21 protein-coding genes are annotated in these 18495 nt (G+C 62.0%); 5 read left to right on the top strand and 16 right to left on the bottom strand.

Features of this window, described 5'->3' with window-relative positions:
• Positions 1 to 6 precede the first annotated feature (6 nt).
• Positions 7 to 381, top strand: coding sequence for a hypothetical protein (locus BM110_RS22645; protein WP_003195530.1), 375 nt, complete (start codon positions 7 to 9; stop codon positions 379 to 381).
• A gap of 101 nt (positions 382 to 482) precedes the next feature.
• Here the strand turns inward: BM110_RS22645 and BM110_RS22640 are convergent, their stop codons facing one another.
• The 9 genes from BM110_RS22640 to exbB form a co-directional block, all read right to left on the bottom strand.
• Positions 483 to 1883, bottom strand: a complete 1401-nt coding sequence (locus BM110_RS22640) for an aminoacyl-tRNA deacylase and HDOD domain-containing protein (RefSeq protein ID WP_092241659.1) — start codon at positions 1881 to 1883, stop codon at positions 483 to 485.
• A 77-nt stretch (positions 1884 to 1960) separates the two neighbouring features.
• Positions 1961 to 4036: an ATP-dependent DNA helicase RecG gene (gene recG, locus BM110_RS22635; protein ID WP_092242371.1), complete on the bottom strand. Its 2076-nt coding sequence runs from the start codon at positions 4034 to 4036 to the stop codon at positions 1961 to 1963.
• 8 nt (positions 4037 to 4044) lie between these two features.
• A complete protein-coding gene (locus tag BM110_RS22630) occupies positions 4045 to 4965 on the bottom strand; it encodes a hydrogen peroxide-inducible genes activator (RefSeq protein WP_016975936.1) in 921 nt (306 codons plus the stop codon).
• A 117-nt stretch (positions 4966 to 5082) separates the two neighbouring features.
• On the bottom strand, positions 5083 to 5613 hold the full coding sequence (locus tag BM110_RS22625; RefSeq protein ID WP_071488082.1) for an iron transporter: 531 nt from the start codon (positions 5611 to 5613) through the stop codon (positions 5083 to 5085).
• A complete protein-coding gene (locus BM110_RS22620) occupies positions 5610 to 6452 on the bottom strand; it encodes an FTR1 family iron permease (protein WP_092241662.1) in 843 nt (280 codons plus the stop codon). The genes BM110_RS22625 and BM110_RS22620 overlap by 4 nt, the downstream gene beginning before the upstream one ends.
• Before the next feature lie 3 nt (positions 6453 to 6455).
• Positions 6456 to 6800 carry a cupredoxin domain-containing protein gene (locus BM110_RS22615; RefSeq protein ID WP_071488080.1) on the bottom strand — a complete coding sequence of 115 codons (345 nt, stop codon included), beginning with the start codon at positions 6798 to 6800 and terminating at the stop codon, positions 6456 to 6458.
• Positions 6801 to 6982: 182 nt separating this feature from the next.
• Positions 6983 to 7732, bottom strand: coding sequence for a TonB family protein (locus BM110_RS22610; RefSeq protein WP_071488079.1), 750 nt, complete (start codon positions 7730 to 7732; stop codon positions 6983 to 6985).
• Positions 7729 to 8154, bottom strand: a complete 426-nt coding sequence (gene exbD, locus BM110_RS22605) for a TonB system transport protein ExbD (RefSeq protein WP_003195519.1) — start codon at positions 8152 to 8154, stop codon at positions 7729 to 7731. The genes BM110_RS22610 and exbD overlap by 4 nt, the downstream gene beginning before the upstream one ends.
• 6 nt (positions 8155 to 8160) lie before the next feature.
• Complete coding sequence (exbB, locus tag BM110_RS22600) at positions 8161 to 9141, bottom strand: tonB-system energizer ExbB (protein ID WP_092241664.1); 981 nt, start codon at positions 9139 to 9141, stop codon at positions 8161 to 8163.
• Positions 9142 to 9327: 186 nt separating this feature from the next.
• On the opposite strand from exbB, the gene BM110_RS22595 reads away from it, so the two are divergent.
• Positions 9328 to 10179, top strand: a complete 852-nt coding sequence (locus BM110_RS22595; protein ID WP_092241666.1) for an SDR family oxidoreductase — start codon at positions 9328 to 9330, stop codon at positions 10177 to 10179.
• A gap of 101 nt (positions 10180 to 10280) precedes the next feature.
• Here BM110_RS22595 and BM110_RS22590 read toward each other — a convergent pair whose 3' ends face one another.
• The 6 genes from BM110_RS22590 to BM110_RS22565 all read right to left on the bottom strand — a co-directional run bounded on the left by BM110_RS22590 (position 10281) and on the right by BM110_RS22565 (position 15575).
• Positions 10281 to 11024, bottom strand: coding sequence for a hypothetical protein (locus tag BM110_RS22590; RefSeq protein ID WP_093120380.1), 744 nt, complete (start codon positions 11022 to 11024; stop codon positions 10281 to 10283).
• Between the two features lie 56 nt (positions 11025 to 11080).
• Positions 11081 to 11461: a RidA family protein gene (locus BM110_RS22585; RefSeq protein ID WP_003176922.1), complete on the bottom strand. Its 381-nt coding sequence runs from the start codon at positions 11459 to 11461 to the stop codon at positions 11081 to 11083.
• A 22-nt stretch (positions 11462 to 11483) separates the two neighbouring features.
• Complete coding sequence (spoT, locus tag BM110_RS22580) at positions 11484 to 13589, bottom strand: bifunctional GTP diphosphokinase/guanosine-3',5'-bis pyrophosphate 3'-pyrophosphohydrolase (protein WP_058424246.1); 2106 nt, start codon at positions 13587 to 13589, stop codon at positions 11484 to 11486.
• Between the two features lie 60 nt (positions 13590 to 13649).
• Positions 13650 to 13913 carry a DNA-directed RNA polymerase subunit omega gene (gene rpoZ, locus BM110_RS22575; RefSeq protein ID WP_003176920.1) on the bottom strand — a complete coding sequence of 88 codons (264 nt, stop codon included), beginning with the start codon at positions 13911 to 13913 and terminating at the stop codon, positions 13650 to 13652.
• A 167-nt stretch (positions 13914 to 14080) separates the two neighbouring features.
• Complete coding sequence (gene gmk / locus BM110_RS22570) at positions 14081 to 14701, bottom strand: guanylate kinase (protein ID WP_093514203.1); 621 nt, start codon at positions 14699 to 14701, stop codon at positions 14081 to 14083.
• A 10-nt stretch (positions 14702 to 14711) separates the two neighbouring features.
• Positions 14712 to 15575 (bottom strand): YicC/YloC family endoribonuclease, encoded by an 864-nt coding sequence (locus BM110_RS22565; RefSeq protein ID WP_093120383.1) that lies wholly within the window; start codon positions 15573 to 15575, stop codon positions 14712 to 14714.
• 185 nt (positions 15576 to 15760) lie between these two features.
• On the opposite strand from BM110_RS22565, the gene rph reads away from it, so the two are divergent.
• Both rph and BM110_RS22555 read left to right on the top strand, forming a co-directional pair.
• Positions 15761 to 16483, top strand: a complete 723-nt coding sequence (gene rph, locus BM110_RS22560; protein ID WP_016975928.1) for a ribonuclease PH — start codon at positions 15761 to 15763, stop codon at positions 16481 to 16483.
• A 22-nt stretch (positions 16484 to 16505) separates the two neighbouring features.
• Complete coding sequence (locus BM110_RS22555) at positions 16506 to 16877, top strand: DUF4870 domain-containing protein (protein ID WP_071488075.1); 372 nt, start codon at positions 16506 to 16508, stop codon at positions 16875 to 16877.
• Positions 16878 to 16935: 58 nt separating this feature from the next.
• On the opposite strand, the gene BM110_RS22550 is transcribed toward BM110_RS22555, so the two are convergent.
• Positions 16936 to 17715, bottom strand: a complete 780-nt coding sequence (locus BM110_RS22550; protein WP_003195493.1) for an exodeoxyribonuclease III — start codon at positions 17713 to 17715, stop codon at positions 16936 to 16938.
• Between the two features lie 82 nt (positions 17716 to 17797).
• On the opposite strand from BM110_RS22550, the gene pyrE reads away from it, so the two are divergent.
• Positions 17798 to 18442, top strand: coding sequence for an orotate phosphoribosyltransferase (gene pyrE, locus BM110_RS22545; protein ID WP_028618476.1), 645 nt, complete (start codon positions 17798 to 17800; stop codon positions 18440 to 18442).
• The last annotated feature ends 53 nt before the right edge of the window (positions 18443 to 18495 follow it).

The following is an 18495-nucleotide window of genomic DNA, read 5'->3' as shown; positions in this document are numbered from 1 at the left end:
GTGTGCATGAAATTCCGTCTTCTCCTGTGGGTGCTGGGCCTGATGATGGGCAAAGCCAGCCGCACCAATCCTGCCTTCCAGCAACAGTTGGGCGATAAAGACCTGGCGTTCCAGTTGCAGACCCTCGACGGCAAGGTTGCCCGTCACTTCATCGTCAAAGACCAGCGCATCACCAGCCGCTCGGGTGTTCACCCGGCGCCGGCGTTTGCCATCGCGTTCAAAGACGCCGCCTATGGCTTCGCCACGATGCAGGCGAAGAACAAGCAGCTGGCGTTCATGACGGGGATCCAGGACAAGTCGATCCAGATCAAGGGCAACCCGGCGCTGGTGATCTGGTTCCAGGGGTTGACCAAGTACTTGAAGCCGAAGAAAAAGAAATAGAGCGTGGTGGATTCATCGGGGGCAAGCCCCCTCCCACATGGGCATGCATTTCAAGTGTGGGAGGGGGCTTGCCCCCGATAGCGGTCTGACAGGCGATCGATTCAGCCCTGGCTGAACTGTGACGCCAGTTCGCGCAACAGCACTTCAGCATCCAGCACTTTACCCACCACTTCTTCAGCCTTGTCACGGCTCAAGCCCAGGCGCTCCAGCAGCGCATCCGGAATCGCTTCATCCGGCCCGGAACCGATCCCGCGGCTACGCAACAAACGCACCGCCAGGCTCACCAGGTTCGGGTACTCGGCGTATTGCCCGTCGTAGGTCGGGTCGTGCTGGAAGCGCAGGGCGGTGGACAGTTCGTCCGGCATGTCCCAGTAGCGCATCAGCCAGGCACCGATCTGCTCGCGGCTGATGCCCAGCAGGTGTTGCTCGACATAGCTGTGGCACAGGTGCGGGTTGACCTCCAGGTGACGGCAGATCAGCGAGAAGTGCGGCGGGAACACGTGGGCCAGCAGCAGATAACCGAAGTTGTGCAGCAGGCCGGCAAGGTAGGTGAGGCCGGCTTCCGGGCGCTGTGCGCGGGGCATGGCGCGGGTCAAGCCTTCGATCACGGCGGCGGTGTAGATCGACTGGTGCCAGTACGGCGTCGACTGGTGCGGGTGGTCCTTGGGCAGGCTCAGGGTCTTGCCCAGGGCCAGGCCCAGCGCCAGGTTGATCACCAGGTCGAAGCCCAGCACACGCACGATGGCGTCTTCCACTGAACGAATCTTGCCCGGCGAGGCGTAGTACGGCGACGCGGCCCAGCTCACCACTTGGGCGGCCAGGGCCGGGTCGGTCTCGACCACGCCGGTGATGTCGTCGATGGTGGCGTTTGGGTCGACGCGCAGCTTGATGATCTTCTGCGCGGTGTCGGCCAGGGGCGGAATCTCGATGGTCGCTTCCAGGCGCTGCTGGATACGGCGGGCGGTGAACGCCTGCATTGCCTGGGTGATTTCCTCGCGGTCATCGTTGGGGCGGTCGAGGTTGGGGCGGATATTGCTCAACGGCTCGCCGAAGTGGCCGGCGCTGGCCTTGGTGAGCATCGTCTTGAAGGCGTCGCTGGGAATCTCCAGCAACAGGCCTGCTTCACCCGAATGCACCAGCAGGCTCGGCTCGTCGAGCAGGCTGCCTTCGTACAGGCAGGGCGAGCTGGTAAGGGGTGGCAAACCTGGCAACAGGCTCAGGTCATGTTTGTCGAGCATGCGCTTGACGCGATCCGGCGATACAGCGGTCAGGCGGCGGCCGGTGAGTTCGGCGAGGCGGTTGAGGTCGAGCAACTGGTTCTGCGGGAACAGCACCATCAGGGCGCCTACCGCATCTTCCAGCAGCACTGCCTGGACCTTCTGCGCAGGATTCAGGCCCGGGAGGTCGGCGACTTCCGTGTAGGGGATGGCGAGTTTTGCGAGCAGAGCCCGAATGACCGGCGGGGCGGTCAGTGGGGCTGTGGCGAGGGCAACTTCTGACATGGCCTGATCCAATTTCTTACAGTCATCGAAGTATAACCAGCTTGGTACAACTGTTGGTCGCTTAAGTGCGTCAGGCGTCACACTTGGCCGTATTGCTGCCCGTGCCTGAGCCAGCGATTGAGCAGCGGGCTGACGTGGTCCGGCCAGCGCTCCAGCAGTGCCTGTGCGGCATCGCGCACGGCAGGCAGCAAGTCGGCGTCGCGCATCAGGTCGGCGACCTTGAATTGCAGCAGGCCGGTCTGGCGCGTGCCGAGCATTTCGCCGGGACCGCGCAGTTCCAGGTCCTTTTCGGCGATGACAAACCCGTCGTTGGTTTCGCGCATGATGCCCAGGCGCTGGCGACCGATCTGCGACAGCGGCGGGTGGTAGAGCAGCACGCAATGGCTGGCGGCGCTGCCCCGGCCCACCCGGCCACGCAACTGGTGGAGTTGCGCCAGGCCCAGGCGCTCGGGGTTTTCGATGATCATCAGGCTGGCGTTGGGCACGTCCACGCCGACTTCGATCACGGTAGTGGCCACCAACAGTTGCAGGTTGCCAGCTTTGAATTCGGCCATGACTGCGGCTTTTTCAGCCGGCTTCATGCGCCCGTGGATCAGGCCGACCTTGAGTTCGCCCAAGGCGCTGGTGAGGTCTTCATAGGTGGTTTCGGCGGCCTGGCAGGTCAGCTCTTCGGACTCTTCGATCAGCGTGCATACCCAGTACGCCTGGCGCCCTTCGGCACAGGCGCTGCGTACGCGTTCGATCACTTCCACACGCCGGGTGTCGGTGACCAGCACGGTGTTGACCGGCGTACGGCCAGGCGGCAGTTCGTCGAGGATCGAGGTGTCGAGGTCGGCGTAGGCGCTCATGGCCAGGGTGCGCGGGATCGGTGTGGCGGTCATGATCAACTGGTGCGGGTTCATCCGCCCGCCGACGCCTTTCTGGCGCAGCGCCAGGCGCTGTTGCACGCCGAAGCGGTGCTGTTCGTCGATGATTACCAGGGCCAGGTTCTTGAACTGCACTTCGTCCTGGAACAGCGCGTGGGTGCCCACCACCATCGGTGCGCCGCCGGCAATCTGTTCCAGTGCCGCCGCGCGGTTCTTGCCCTTGAGCTTACCGGCCAGCCACGCCACTTCCAGGCCCAGCGGTTCGAGCCAGCGCTTGAACGTGATGAAATGCTGCTCGGCGAGGATCTCGGTGGGCGCCATCAGCGCCACCTGGTAGCCGGCCTCCAGCGCTTGCAGGGCGGCGAGGGCGGCGACCACGGTCTTGCCTGCGCCCACATCGCCCTGGATCAGCCGCAGCATGGGCTCCTGCTGGCTCAGGTCATAGGCGATTTCATTGCCGACGCGTTGCTGGGCACCGGTTGGCGCAAAACCCAGGTTGGCCAGGTACTGCGCAGGCAAGCGCGTGGCCTTGGGCATTGCCGGTGCACGCAGGGAGCGCATGCTCTCGCGCAGGCGTTGCTGGGACAGTTGATGGGTCAGCAGTTCTTCGAAGGCCAGGCGATGCTGGGCCCAGTGATGACCGAGCGCGAGTTCGTCGACATCGGCGTCGGCGGGTGGGTGATGCAGGTAGCGGATCGCATCGTCCAGCGGCGCCAGTTGATAGTCGCGGGCCAGTTCCTGGGGCAGCCAATCAGGCAGGCTTTTCGGACCGAGCATGGTCAGCGTCTGCATGCACAGTTGGCGCAGGCGTTGCTGGGTCAGGCCTTCGGTGAGCGGGTAGATCGGCGTGAGCGTGGTGTCGACCGGCGGCGGTTCGTCACCGGTAATGGCGCGGTATTCCGGGTGATAGATCTCAAGGCCGGATGCGCCGGGTCGCGCTTCGCCGTAGCAGCGCACGCGGGTGCCGCGCTTGAGGCCTTCCTTCTGCGCGTTGCTGAAATGGTAGAAGCGCAGGCTCAGGCCGCCAGTGCCATCCTGCAGGCGTACGACCAGACTGCGGCGCTTGCCCATCACCACATCGGCACCGCTGACGGTGCCTTCGACCACTGCGTCCTGCCCAGGGCGCAACTGGCCGATGGGCACTACGCGGGTGCGGTCCTGATAGCGCAGGGGCAGGTGGAACAGCACGTCCTGGAGGTTCTCCAGGCCCACCTTGGCCAGCTTCTCGGCCATGGCTTCACCGACACCCTTGAGTGCCGTCACCGACACCTGCGACAGCTCAGTCATACCCTGGCTTAGCTCGCGGCAGTCGGCTTGGCGACCGAACACAGGCGGATCGAGTCGGCGAGGATCTCAATCGCTTTGGGCCGTGGGAAGCTGGCGCGCCAGGCGATCGCCACGGTGCGGAACGGCACCGGCGGCGTGAGTGGGCGCACTTCGATCACGCCGGGGGCGTAGTGATGGCTGTCCACCGCCGACAGCGGCAGGATCGAAATGCCCAGGCCGGACGCGACCATGTGACGGATGGTTTCCAGGGAGCTGGATTCCACGGTGGTGTGCTTGGCGCCGTCATTGCCCTTGGTCAGGGTCGGGCAGGCTTCCAGGACCTGGTCGCGGAAGCAGTGGCCTTCGCCGAGCAGCAGCAAGCTCTTGTCGTTGAGCAGGCCAGCGTCGATGGTGTCTTTCTGTGTCCACGGGTGCGAGGCCGGCATGAGCACGTAGAACGGCTCGTCGTAGAGCGGCAGGGTCAGCACGTCGGCTTCATTGAACGGCAGGGCAATGATGATAGCGTCCAGCTCGCCGTTGCGCAGTTTGTCGCGCAGCACGTGGGTGAAGTTTTCTTCGATATACAGCGGCATCTGCGGCGCGACGCGGTGCAGTTGCGGGATCAGGTGCGGGAACAGGTAAGGCCCGACGGTGTAGATGGCGCCGACCTTGAGCGGCGCGGTCAGCTGGTTCTTGCCGGCCTGGGCCAGTTCGCGAATGCTCTGCGCCTGCTCCAGTACCTTCTGGGCCTGGGCCACAATGCCTTCGCCCACCGGTGTGAGGCGCACGGCGCTCTTGCTGCGCTCGAAAATCAGCACACCGAGTTCGTCTTCAAGCTTTTTCACGCCCACCGACAGCGTCGGTTGGCTGACATGGCAACGCTCGGCCGCGTGGCCGAAGTGCTGCTCTTGGGCGAGGGTAACGATGTAGCGCAATTCTGTAAGAGTCATAGCGGGCGTCCATGAGGTTGCGGGCCAAGCATACCGGCTGCAATCGATAGACGCACGTTATCAGACACGATGGGGTTTGCGACACCGGCTAATCGGGTGCCGCAGGTGTTTTGCCGGTTATTTCTGCGGGTATTTGAAGGTGAAGGTCTCGGTGAAAGGACCCCACCATTCGGGTACGCCGGTTTCTTTGTCGACGTGGTGGAAGAAACCATTGATCTGCGGGCTCTCGTAGCGCAGCACCACGGTATAGGTGCCTGGGCCGTCCATCTTCACGTTATTCGCATAGTGGGCGCCGTCTTTGGCGACCATCGGCAGGAGCGTGCCGATTTGCTTGTAGTCCGGAGCGCCTTCCTTGACCAGGGAATAGGAGATGCTCAGGTAAGGTACCCATTCACCGTTGGACAGTCCGTACTTGTTGTCAGCGGTGGCATGCACATCGGTTTCAAGGTGCACCGAGTCCTTGTCCATGACCATGCCCGGTGGCATTGGCGCCATCTCGATTCCGGTGAGGTACGAGGAGGCGATTTCCATGTCGTGGGTCTGGACCGGGCCGCCGATGGGGTATTCACGGGCTTGGCTGAAGGCAGAAAAAGCCAGGGTGCTGGTCAGGACCAATGCAGCGGCCACAGGTTTGTGCAGGTGTTTCATGGGTGACGCTCCAGGGTGGGTGACGACGATTGAGTGGTGCGCGACTGCACAAGGCGGCTACCCAGTACCAACAGGGTAAGGGTGGTCACCCAGGCAAACAGTTGAACGCCCAGGGGGCGGTCGGTGTAGCCGGTCAGCGCTTGCAGCGCCCGACCGGTGAGGCTTGCGTCGGACACCAGCCAGGAGGTGTCCCACAACTCGTAGCCCCAGGCCGGGATCAGGTTGATACCGGCCAGGATCGCGGCGGCGCGGCCGGCCATTCCCGCCGCGAGTACGGCGATCATCCACGTGGTGACCGAGAACAGACGCTTGAGGCTGATCACCACCAGCCCGCGATACAGCAGCCACGACAGCACGCCGCCGCCGGCAATCCCGAGCATGCCGCCGATGAGCATCGTCAGGGGTTCGGTGTGGGTGGATGCAGCGATGCCATAGAGGAACAGCACGATTTCCGAGCCTTCGCGCAGCACGGCAACGGTGATCACGATGGCCAGTGCCCACAGGGTCTTCTCGCCGCGTTGCACCGCGGCGCCGCTTTCGCGCAGTTGAGTGGCGAGTTCGCGGCCATGGCTGCTCATCCACAGGTTGTGCCAGCCGAGCATGCACACCGCGACGATAAGGATGGCGGCGTTGAAGATTTCCTGGCCGAAACCGTCCAGGGCCTGGGTAATGGCGCCGGTGAACAGCGCGAGGATCGCCGCGCCGCCAACACCGGCAGCGATGCCGCCGATGATGTAGGTACTGCGCCGCGCCAGCCCCTGGGTGGCGGCCATGACGATACCGATGACGATGCCGGCTTCCAGCACTTCACGAAACACGATCAGCAGACAGGCCAGCATGACTTACTCCTTGGCCGCGACGACGGTGACGGTGCCTTTGGCCTGGTCGGGATGGTAGTCGTCGAAAAAGCTGTAGGTGCCTGGATGCATAGGGCCGGCGAAGACGGTAATAGTGTTGCCGGGCACGACGATCTTTTCGAACTTCATGTCGTAGCTTTCAAATTCGTCGACGGTGTCGTCGTTATTGGTGAGCTGGATGCGAAAGCGCTCGCCGGCCGGCACGGTGAAGCTGGCCGGCGTGAAGGTGTGGTTCTGCACGGTCAGGCTGACCAGTTGATCCGCATGGGCTGCGCAGGGGGCGCCAGCGATTGCGAGCAGGGCAAGCGTCAGGCGGGGAGGGCAGGACATGGCGAAAGGCCTCTCAAATGAGAATTGTTCGCGCATGATTGGTGGTGTATTGAAGTGTTACAAGTGAAGAACCATGACATTGGTTTCACATTCAGTCACGGTTCAGCTTGCGGGCCTGCAAGGCTTGAAATACGGGGGAGGGGAAATGCAATGGGCACCCGAGGGTGCCCATTGGGAGCGGCTCAGCGACGACGTTTCTCGATGTTGTACACGAACGGTGCAACGATCTCGATACTGCCACCCTTGAGCATGTCTGCCGGCGGCTTGGGCAGCGGCTGGGCACGCCGGATCATGTCCAGCGTGGCGCGGTCCAGGTCGGCGTTGCCGGAGCGGCCCACCAACTCGTAGGACAGCACGTTACCCTCGGCATCCACCACGAACTTCAGGCGGTTGAGGCCTTCCTTGCCACGTGCCTGGGCACCTGGCGGGTACTTCTTGTACTTCTGCAGGTGAGCCAGCAGGGTGCCTTCCCAGGACGCTTTGGCGGCGATCTGTTGCGGCGATGGGCCAGGAACGGGCTGGGCTGATTTTTCAGCCGGTGCCTGGGTCGGCGGAGCGTCGCTCGGCGGATCCTCGGAAGGTTTCTCCTTGGGCGGCTCGATTTTCTTCTCCACCGGCTTGGGCGGCTGCGGTTTGGGCTTGGGCTTGACCGGCTTGGGCACCTGGATCGTCGGCTTGGGTGCCTCGGCCAGTTTCGGCAGGGGCAGCTCTTCCACCGGTGCAGGCGGTTGCGGCGGCGTGACCACCTTGGGCGGTGCCGGCGGCGGTGGGGCTGGCATCGGTGCCAGGTCGATGACCATGGCAGCCGGTGGCAACTGCACCGTGCGCGGCGCCGACCAGTGAAGCGCGATAGCGATCGCGATGGCATGCACGCCCAGTACGACGGCGAGGCTGGTGCCATAACGCGTCAGTTTGTGGCGCGTCGTGATCATTTCTTGGCTGCCGTCTCGAGTCCGACCAGGCCTACCTTGAGGTAGCCGGCTGCCCGCAGGGCATCCATCACGCTCATCAGGTCGCCGTAGTCCACGCCTTTGTCAGCCTGGAAGAAGATCGTCGTGTCCTTCTTGCCCTGGGTCTTGGCGTCGAGCACCGGCCCCAGGGTTTCAGCCTTGACTTCTTCTTCACCCAGGAACAGGCGTTGGTCCGCCTTGACGCTGAGGAAGATCGGTTTCTCCGGCCGTGGCGCTGGCTTGGCGCTGGACGCGGGCAGGTCGACCTTGATGTCCACGGTGGCCAGCGGTGCCGCCACCATGAAGATGATCAGCAGCACCAGCATCACGTCGATAAACGGCGTGACGTTGATTTCGTGGTTCTCGACGAGTTCGTCGTCGCCTTGATTCAAATGCAGGCCCATGGCCGATTACCCCACTTTCACCATGTGCGGTTGCGAGCTGCGCTCGGTAGGCAGGTGATCGAGGTCGCGGCTGACCAGCAGCAGGACTTCCGCCGACGCGTCCGATACCTGGGCCTTGTAGCCGGCAATCGAACGGGCAAAGACGTTGTAGATCACCACCGCAGGAATCGCGGCAACCAGGCCCAGGGCGGTGGCCAGCAGGGCTTCGGCGATGCCTGGGGCAACGACGGCGAGGTTGGTGGTCTGGGTTTTGGCGATGCCGATGAAGCTGTTCATGATGCCCCACACGGTACCGAACAAACCGACGAAGGGCGCGGTGGAACCGATGGTCGCCAGCACGCCGGTGCCGCTGCTCATGTTACGACCGCAGGCTGCCACCAGGCGCTCCAGGCGGAAGGCCACACGTTCCTTGATGCCTTCTTTTTCGCGGGTGTTGGCCGACAGGCGCATTTCTTCCAGCGCGTCGTGCACCAGGGTGTTGGCCAGGGTGCCTTTCTTGGTCGCGCTTTCGCTGGCTTCCTTGAGGGTGGTGGCCTTTTTCAGGTGGACGATTTCGGTGCGCAGACGACGCTTGGCGCCCAGCAGCTCGAAGCCTTTGGCGATCCAGATGGTCCAGGTGATGATCGAGGCGATGGCCAGGCCGATCATCACGGCTTTTACCACCACGTCAGCGTTCTGATACATGCCCCAGGGCGACAGGTCGTGGGCCATGCCCAGGGTGTTGTCTTCTTCCAGCACTACGCCGGTGTCGTCGGCGGCGGCAGGGTCAGCGGCCTGGGCCGGGTCGGTGGCAGCGGGTGCTGCGGCAGGTGCTGCCGGTGCCGCGGTGTTGTGCTCGGCAGCCGCAGGGGTGGCTGGTGCGGTGGCATCAGCGAAGGCGGCGGTCGGTGCCAGCAGTACGCTGAACAGCAGCGCAGCAATCGCGCGCCAGGCGCGGGATGGGCTGTGAAGCTTGGTTGGCGAAGCGGGGGTTGTATTACGTGTCATGCTGGCCGGACCTGAGTAAAAAAATGAGTGATCGTCCTTCCAGACCCAGGGGTCGAGGACAAATGGGTGGTTATTATTGCAAGTAATTCTTGTTAACAGAAGTAATACAGTAACTTTATTTGTGCTTTTTCTGGCCGTCTGTCATCTGCGAAGGCTAACCTAGACCTTTCTGTGCGGAGTTTTGTGATGTCAGCGCCTTCTGTTGTGATTGCCGGATGTGGCGATGTGGGGAGCCGGCTGGCCAGCCAATTGCTTGCCTCGGAATGGGAGGTATATGGCCTGCGCCGTGATATTTCGCGGCTTCCCGACGGCGTGATCGGCATTGCCGGTGACCTGTTCAAAAAGGATTGCCCCGACACCTGGCCGATTGGCGGGGTGGATTACCTGGTGTACTGCGCGGCTGCGACGGATCACGACGAGGCGGGCTACCGCGCCGCTTATGTAGAAGGGCTGAAACATGTGCTGGAGTGGCTGAGTGACTACGGCCAGGAACCCAAGCACCTGCTGTTCGTATCCAGCAGCAGCGTCTACGGGCAGCAGAATGGCGAGTGGGTCGACGAAACGTCGGAGACTCAATCGAAAGGATATTCCGGGCAGGTGATGCTGGAAGCCGAGCAAGTGGCGCTCAATAGCGGCATCCCGGCGAGTGTCGTGCGGCTTACCGGCATCTATGGTCCTGGTCGCGAACGGCTGCTGACCCAGGTTCGCCAAGGCTATCGCGTGGCAATCGATCCACCTTTATATGGCAATCGCATTCATGCGGACGACGCGGCGGGGCTACTCGCCTTTTTGTTGCGCCATGTGGAAGAGGGCGGCTCGCTGGACAAGGTCTACATCGGTGTCGACGATGCACCTGCTCCACTGGCCGAAGTGGTGGGCTGGTTGCACGAATACCTGGGTGTGACTGAGTGGGCTGAGGATGCGAGTGTGCGGCGAGCGGGCAGCAAGCAGTGCAGCAATGCTCGGGTGAAGGCGTTGGGTTGGACGCCGACTTACCCGACCTTCCGCGAAGGCTACGCAGCAATTCTCAAAGGCTGAAACTCAAAACCCGATAGCAGTGTGTCAGACACCGTTGTAGTGGCTGATGCGCCGCCATCGGGGGCAAGCCCCCTCCCACATTTGGATCTATGTTTGGTTGCTTATTGCTTTTCAAGCAGCCATTGGCGTGGGCCTGGTGTGAACGAGGGCACTTCATCCGCCTGCGCGGTGTTGATCGCCTGGAAGATTTCCAGTTGCTTGCCTTTGCGGGTAAAGATCCACGGGTTGCCCTGGCCGTTGAGCTGCAGCCAGATGCTGTCGTAGCCACCGCTCATTGAGGCGCAATCACCGGCCAGGCACAGCGAATACCGGTCCACATTGGGCAGGCCGGCGACCTTGCCGTCAGCCTGGAACTGCACGATGGCGCCGCTGCCGAAGCCGTCGCTGATCTTCCAGTCGCCGCCCAGGTAGGCTCCGTACAGCGCTCGCTCGAAGTTGGCACCCAAAGGTGCACCTTCCGGGGCCGGGTCTTTGGCGCGGGCAAACAGCTGTTCGGGCTCGTTGTCGTTGGCCACTTGCAGCAGTTGCTTGCCTTTGCGCTTGAGTTCGGTGGCGGAGCTGCCGTAGAAATCCACGCTCCACGCGCCGGACTGTTCACCCAGCAACTTGCCTTCCGCTACTTCAAAACCGTTGTAGTAGCGGGCCTGTGAAGCCTTGGTATTGACCTCCCACTCGAGGTTCGGGCCATAGCTCTGCAGGGCTTCACGCAAAGGGCCGCCCTTGGCTGCCGCATCGATGGCGACCTGGTTGATCCAGGTGCCGCTCACATCTCTGTCGGCAGGGTTACTGGCACAGCCGCCGAGCAACAGGGCGAGCATTGATGAGGCTACAAGCGCTTTGCGCATCATGAAATCCTTCTGAAACGAAGTCGGCGCAGCCTGTGGGGGCTGCGCCGGGTGTTTTACTCGATGACCAGGATCGCGTCCATCTCGACCTGCGCACCCTTTGGCAGGGCGGCAACGCCGATGGCGGCGCGGGCTGGATACGGCTGTTCGAAGTACTTGCCCATGATCTCGTTGACCTTGGCGAAGTGGCTCAGGTCGGTGAGGAAGATGTTCAGCTTGACGATGTCCTTGAACGAACCACCGGCTGCTTCAGCCACCGACTTGAGGTTTTCGAAGACCTGTACGGTCTGTGCTTCGAAGCCTTCCACCAGTTCCATGGTCTTCGGGTCCAGCGGGATCTGGCCGGACATGTAGACGGTGTTGCCCGCCTTGATCGCCTGGGAGTAAGTGCCGATGGCGGCAGGGGCTTTATCGCTGGTGATAACGGTCTTGGTCATGAATGACTCCTTGTAATGTGGGTTAGGCGCGCATGCGAGTGATGCGGATCACACCGGTCAAGGCTCGCAGTTTCTTGATCACGCGGGCCAGGTGCACGCGGTCGTGTACGCTGACCACCAACTGGACCACGCTGATGCGGCCATCGCGCTCGTCCATGCTGATTTTTTCGATATTGCCGTCGGCTGCGTTGACGCTGCTGGCGAGCAGGGCGATCAGGCCGCGCTGGTGTTCCAGCTCCACCCGCAACTCGACGTTGAATTCGCCGGTGACATCCTTGGCCCACGAGAGCTGGATGCATTTTTCCGGGTTGTGGCGGATTTCGGTGATGTTGCGGCAGTTGTCCAGGTGCACCACCATGCCTTTGCCTGCGGACAAGTGGCCGACAATCGGGTCGCCCGGGATCGGCGTGCAGCACTTGGCGTAGCTGAGCACCAGGCCTTCGGTGCCGCGAATCGCCAGCGGGCCTTCCGGGCTTGGCAACTGTTCGCCTTCGCCGAGCAGGCGGCGGGCGACTACATAGGCCATGCGGTTGCCCAGGCCGATATCTTCCAGCAGGTCCTCGATGGTTTCCTGGCGGTACTCGTGGAGCATCGCTTGCACGCGTTCCTGCGGGATCTTGTCGAGGGCGCTGTCGAAACCGTTGAGCACCTTGTTCAGCAGGCGTTCGCCCAGGCTGATGGACTCGGAGCGGCGCTGCAATTTCAGCGCGTGACGGATGTGCGTGCGCGCCTTGCCGGTGACCACGAAGTTGAGCCACGCCGGGTTCGGGCGTGCGCCCGGGGCGCTGACGATCTCGACCGTGGAGCCACTTTGCAGCGGTTCGGACAGCGGTGCGAGACGACGATTGATCCGGCAGGCGATACAGCTGTTGCCCACATCGGTGTGCACCGCATAGGCAAAGTCGACCGCCGTGGAGCCCTTGGGCAGCTCCATGATCCGGCCTTTGGGCGTGAACACGTAGACCTCGTCCGGGAACAGGTCGATCTTCACGCTTTCGATAAATTCGAGGGAGTTGCCGGCGCGTTGCTGCATTTCCAGCACGCCTTTGACCCACTGGCGGGCGCGGGCGTGAGTGCCCTTGGGCTGCTCGTCGCCGCTGGACTTGTACAGCCAGTGGGCGGCGATGCCGTTGTTGGCCATCTCTTCCATTTCGCGTGTGCGGATCTGGATCTCGATCGGCACCCCGTGCATGCCAAACAGCGTGGTATGCAGCGACTGATAGCCGTTGGCCTTGGGAATCGCGATGTAATCCTTGAAACGGCCCGGCAGGGGTTTGTACAAATTATGTACAGCGCCCAGCACGCGGTAGCAGGTGTCGACCTTGTCGACGATGATCCGGAACGCGTACACGTCCATGATTTCGTTGAAGGCCCGGCGCTTGCCGCGCATCTTCTTGTAGATGCCGTAGATATGCTTTTGCCGGCCGCTGACCTCGCCTTCGATCTCATCGATCGCCAGGCAATGGCTCAGCGACTCTTCGATCTTGTTGACGATTTCCTTGCGGTTGCCCCGGGCGCGCTTGACTGCCTGGTAGATGCGCGCCGAACGCATCGGGTGCATGGCCTTGAAGCCGAGGTCTTCGAACTCGATACGTATGGCGTGCATGCCCAACCGGTTGGCGATGGGCGCGTAGATTTCCAGGGTTTCCTTGGCAATGCGCCGGCGTTTTTCGCCGGACAGCACTTCCAGCGTGCGCATGTTGTGCAGCCGGTCGGCCAGTTTGACCAGGATCACGCGAATATCGCGGGCCATGGCCATGGCCATCTTCTGGAAGTTTTCCGCCTGGGCCTCGGCCTTGGTCTCGAAGTTCATCTGGGTCAGTTTGCTGACCCCGTCGACCAGTTCGGCCACGGTTTCGCCGAATTGCGCGCTGAGCGCTTCCTTGGCGATGCCGGTGTCTTCGATCACGTCATGCAGCATCGCGGCCATCAGGCTCTGATGGTCCATGTGCATGTCGGCAAGAATGTTTGCCACCGCAAGGGGATGGGTGACATACGCCTCGCCGCTACGGCGGCGTTGGCCGTCGTGGGCTTGTTCGGCGTAGAAATACGCTCGGCGGACCAGGTTGACCTGGTCTGGGCCGAGGTAGGCCGATAAGCGATCGGCGAGGGCGTCTATGCTCGGCAAAGTGTGAACTCCTGCCGTTGGCTGTGACCCCGCGCCGTGCTACGTCGACCAGGCATAGGCTTAGACGGCCTCGTTGGACTCGTCCTCGAACGCTGCAAACAGCGGTTCGTCTTCAACGATTTCAGCGTTGGCGATGAACTCGTAGCTCATCAGGCCTTCGGCGATTTCACGCAGGGCCACAACGGTAGGCTTGTCGTTTTCCCACTGGACCAGGGGCTCTTTGCCGCCAGTGGCCAGTTGACGGGCACGCTTGGTAGAGAGCATGACCAGCTCAAAGCGGTTATCCACGTGTTCTAGGCAGTCTTCAACGGTTACGCGGGCCATGGTATTCCTCGGAGCGAATGCAAGATGCGCGCTGCCCGGTTGGGCGAGCGGACTAAACAGTTTAAAAAATCACCAGCGTTTAGGGAAGCGCTGATTTTTCGCAGGCCCTCGCAAAACCGCTACAAGCGCCAATGTAAAGCCCTTGCAGCGGTTTTGGGAAGAGCCAATCAACCGAGCAGTTCGGCGAGTAATTTGCCGAAACGCTGTTGCTGACGCTTTTGCTGGAGCTGATTGGCGCGGAAAATCGCCTTCAAATCGTCCAGCGCGTGGGCAAAATCGTCGTTGATGATCAGGTAGTCGTAGTCGACGTAGTGGCTCATTTCGCTGACGGCTTCACGCATCCGGCCTTCGATGATCTCGTCGCTGTCCTGGCCGCGGTTGGTCAGGCGCTGATGCAAGGCTTCAAGCGACGGCGGCAGGATAAAGATCGAGCGTGCCTTGGGCATCAGCTGGCGCACTTGTTCGGCACCTTGCCAGTCGATTTCCAGGATCAGGTCGTGGCCTTCGTCCAGGGTCTGCTGCAAGTGGCTTTGCGAAGTGCCATAGAGGTTGCCGAACACTTCGGCGCGCTCCAGGAAGTCGCCGTGTTCGATCATCTTGACGAACTCGGTGCGCTCGACGAAGTGATAGTGCACGCCGTTCACCTCGCCCGGGCGCATGGCGCGGGTGGTGTGGGAGACCGAGATGCGGAGCTGCTCGTCAGCGTCGGTCAGGGCCTTGACCAGGCTGCTCTTGCCTGCGCCAGAAGGCGCGGAAATGATGTAAAGGGTGCCGGTGCTGTGGGTCATGGAGGTTGCCTTACTCAATATTCTGTACTTGTTCGCGCATCTGCTCGATCAACACCTTGAGGTTGACCGCCGCCGTGGTGCTGCGCGGATCGAAAGCCTTGGAGCCCAGTGTATTGGCTTCGCGGTTGAGTTCCTGCATCAGGAAGTCCAGGCGCCGACCGGCGGCGCCGCCGGACTTGAGCACGCGGCGTACTTCGAGGATGTGGGTGCTCAGGCGGTCCAGTTCTTCGGCCACATCGCTCTTCTGCGCCAGCAGCACCATTTCCTGCTCCAGGCGCACCGGGTCGAGATCGGCCTTCATGTCGGTGAAGCGGTCGAGGACCTTCTGGCGCTGGGTGGCAAGCATCTGCGGGACCAACTCGCGCAGGGTGACCACGTCTTCTTCGATCGAGGTCAGGCGCTCGCTGATCAGGCGGGCCAACTCGGCGCCTTCACGCTCGCGGCCGGCCTTGAGCTCCTTCAAACCCTGATTGAACAGGGCGAGGGCTTCGGCGTTGAGCGCCTGCGGGTCGGTGGCGTCGGCCACCAGCACGCCGGGCCAGGCCAGCACTTCCAGGGGGTTGAGCGCGGCCGGCTGCTTGATCAGACCGGCGATGGTTTCGGCGGCGGCGACCAATTGCGCGGCGCGGTCGCGGTCAACCTGCAGCGGCTTGCCGGTGGTTTCTTCGGTAAAGCGCAGGGTGCATTCCAGCTTGCCGCGGGAAATGCCCTGGCGCAGCGCTTCACGCACAGCGCCTTCGAGGTCGCGGAACGATTCCGGCAGACGCAGATGCGGCTCCAGGTAGCGGCTGTTGACCGAGCGCAGTTCCCAGCTCAGGGTGCCTTGTGCGCCGGCTTTTTCGACGCGGGCAAAGGCGGTCATGCTGTGCACCATGGAGGTACCTCGCGTTGCAGCCCTTTAAATGCGGGCTGATGATTGGGAAGGCGCAGGATTGTAGCGCAGTGGGGCGAGTGCGCCCAAACCCGGGCATTCGTAACTGGATTTTTTAGCAGTGCCCCGAATCGGCCCGCGGCTCTATAATGCTCGGCAGTTTTTCGTCCTCAGTACAGGTGTTCCCTATGAAACGTCCAAGTGGTCGCGCTGCCGATCAGCTCCGCTCGATCCGCATCACCCGCAACTACACCAAACACGCCGAGGGATCCGTACTGGTCGAGTTTGGCGATACCAAGGTGATCTGCACCGTCAGCGTCGAAAACGGCGTGCCGCGCTTCCTTAAAGGCCAGGGCCAGGGCTGGCTGACCGCCGAGTACGGCATGCTGCCGCGCGCCACCGGCGAGCGTAATCAGCGTGAAGCCAGCCGTGGCAAGCAAGGCGGCCGCACCCTGGAAATCCAGCGCCTGATCGGCCGTTCACTGCGCGCCGCCCTGGACATGTCCAAGCTGGGCGACGTGACCCTGTACGTCGACTGCGATGTGATTCAGGCTGACGGCGGTACGCGCACTGCGTCCATCACCGGTGCCATGGTGGCCCTGGTTGACGCGCTGAAAGTGATCAAGAAGCGTGGCGGCCTCAAGGGCGGTGACCCGCTCAAGCAAATGATCGCCGCTGTTTCGGTGGGCATGTACCAGGGCGAGCCAGTGCTGGACCTGGACTACCTGGAAGACTCGGCCGCCGAGACCGACCTGAACGTGGTGATGACCAGCACCGGTGGTTTCATCGAAGTGCAAGGCACCGCCGAAGGCGCCCCGTTCCAGCCGGCTGAATTGAACGCGATGCTGGCCCTGGCCCAGAAAGGCATGACAGAGATCTTCGAACTGCAGAACGCCGCCCTGGCTGACTGAGCCCACCTCAAGGAGAAGCGCCATGAATGACAGCAGCCAAATGCCTGTGCCGACGCCTTCCTACGAAGTGCGCCAGGGCGCAATGTTGTGCCATCTCGCGGCGTTTCTGGGTTTCGTGTTCCCCTTCGGCAGCGTCGTGGGGCCACTGATCCTGTGGCAGATGAAGAAAGAAGTGGACCCGTTCATTGATGATCAGGGCAAGGAAGCCCTGAACTTCCAGATCACCGTCGCCATCGCCTGGATCGCTTGCATTGTGCTGGCCTTCGCAGTGATCGGTTTTTTCCTGATGGTTGCCCTGGCAATCGCCACGGTGGTGCTGACCATCATTGGTAGCATCAAGGCCAACAAGGGGATCGCTTACCGCTACCCCTTGACCTGGCGAGTGATCAAATAGTGAACAGGCACAAAAAAACCGACAGCGATGTCGGTTTTTTTGTGCCTGGGAAAAGACCTCAGATGGTCAATGTCCAGTCGTAGTCCACGATCAGCGGCGCGTGCTGCGAGAATCGCGGCTGGCGCGGCAGGCGTGCACTGCGAACGAACCGGCGCAGGCCCGGGGTCAGCAGTTGGTAGTCGAAGCGCCAGCCCAGGTTGAGCATCTCAGCCTGTTCGTTATCCGGCCACCAGCTGTACTGGTCGCCTTCGCGGCTGACTTCGCGCAGGGCATCCACATAGCCCATGTTGCCGACAATCTCGTCCATCCAGGCCCGTTCCGGCGCCAGGAAACCCGGGGATTGCTGGCTGTCGCGCCAGTTCTTGATATCCAGCTTCTGTTGCGCCACGTACAGCGAGCCACAATAAATGTACTCGCGACGTTTGCGTCGCTGTTTATCCAGGTAACGGGCGAAATCGTCCATTAGCTTGAACTTCTGGTTCAAGTCTTCATCGCCGTTCTGCCCCGAAGGAAGCAGCAAGGTCGCGATGCTGACCTTGTCGAAATCGGCTTGCAGGTAGCGCCCGTAGCGGTCGGCTGTCTCGAAGCCGAGGCCGCTGATGACCGCCTTGGGTTGCAACCGCGAATACAAAGCCACGCCACCTTGGGTGGGCACTTCGGCATCGCAGGCATAAAGGAAGTAGCCATCCAGTTGGAAGGCTGGGTCGTCCAGTTCAAAGGCGGAGGCGCGGGTATCCTGCAGGCAGATGACGTCGGCATTCTGGGCTTGCAGCCAACTGAGCAAACCACGCTCGACTGCAGCCTGAATACCATTAACGTTCACACTGATGATCCGCATAAATGGCCCCAAAAATCGCGTGCGTGTATGATACACGCCGTCTACCTAATTAGCTAAATCCGTGGTATCTGAGGCTTTTTTCATGCAGGCGTATCAACGCGATTTCATTCGTTTTGCCATCGATCGCGGGGTTTTGCGCTTCGGTGAGTTCACCCTCAAGTCAGGGCGCACCAGCCCGTACTTCTTCAATGCGGGCCTGTTCAACTCGGGATCGGCCCTGGCTCAGCTGGGTCGTTTCTATGCGGCTGCCATCGTTGAAAGCGGTATTTCCTTCGATGTGCTGTTTGGCCCGGCCTACAAGGGTATTCCCCTGGCGGCCGCGACCGCCGTGGCGCTGGCTGAGCATCACGGGCAGGACCTGCCTTGGTGCTTTAACCGTAAAGAGGCCAAGGCCCACGGTGAAGGCGGCAGCCTGGTCGGGGCTCCACTCAAGGGCGACGTGCTGATCATCGACGACGTGATCACCGCCGGCACCGCTATCCGCGAAGTCATGCAGATCATCGCTTCCCAGGACGGCGCCAAGGCCGCCGGCGTGCTGATCGCGCTGAACCGCCAGGAGCGTGGCAACGGTGAGTTGTCGGCCATCCAGGAAGTGGAGCGCGATTTCGGCATTCCAGTCGTGAGCATCGTGTCGTTGAACCAGGTGTTGCAGTTCCTGGAAGATGATCCGCAGCTCAAGCAGCACCTGCCGGCGGTGCGTGCATATCGCGAGCAGTTTGGCGTCTGACCCACCGCCTTCGCGGGCAAGCCCGCTCCCACAGGGGAGCAGCGTGCATAAAA

The organism is Pseudomonas sp. NFPP28 (assembly GCF_900115535.1).
GTDB classification, from domain to species: Bacteria; Pseudomonadota; Gammaproteobacteria; order Pseudomonadales; family Pseudomonadaceae; genus Aquipseudomonas; species Aquipseudomonas extremorientalis.
This window is presented reverse-complemented; position numbering and strand designations above follow the sequence as displayed.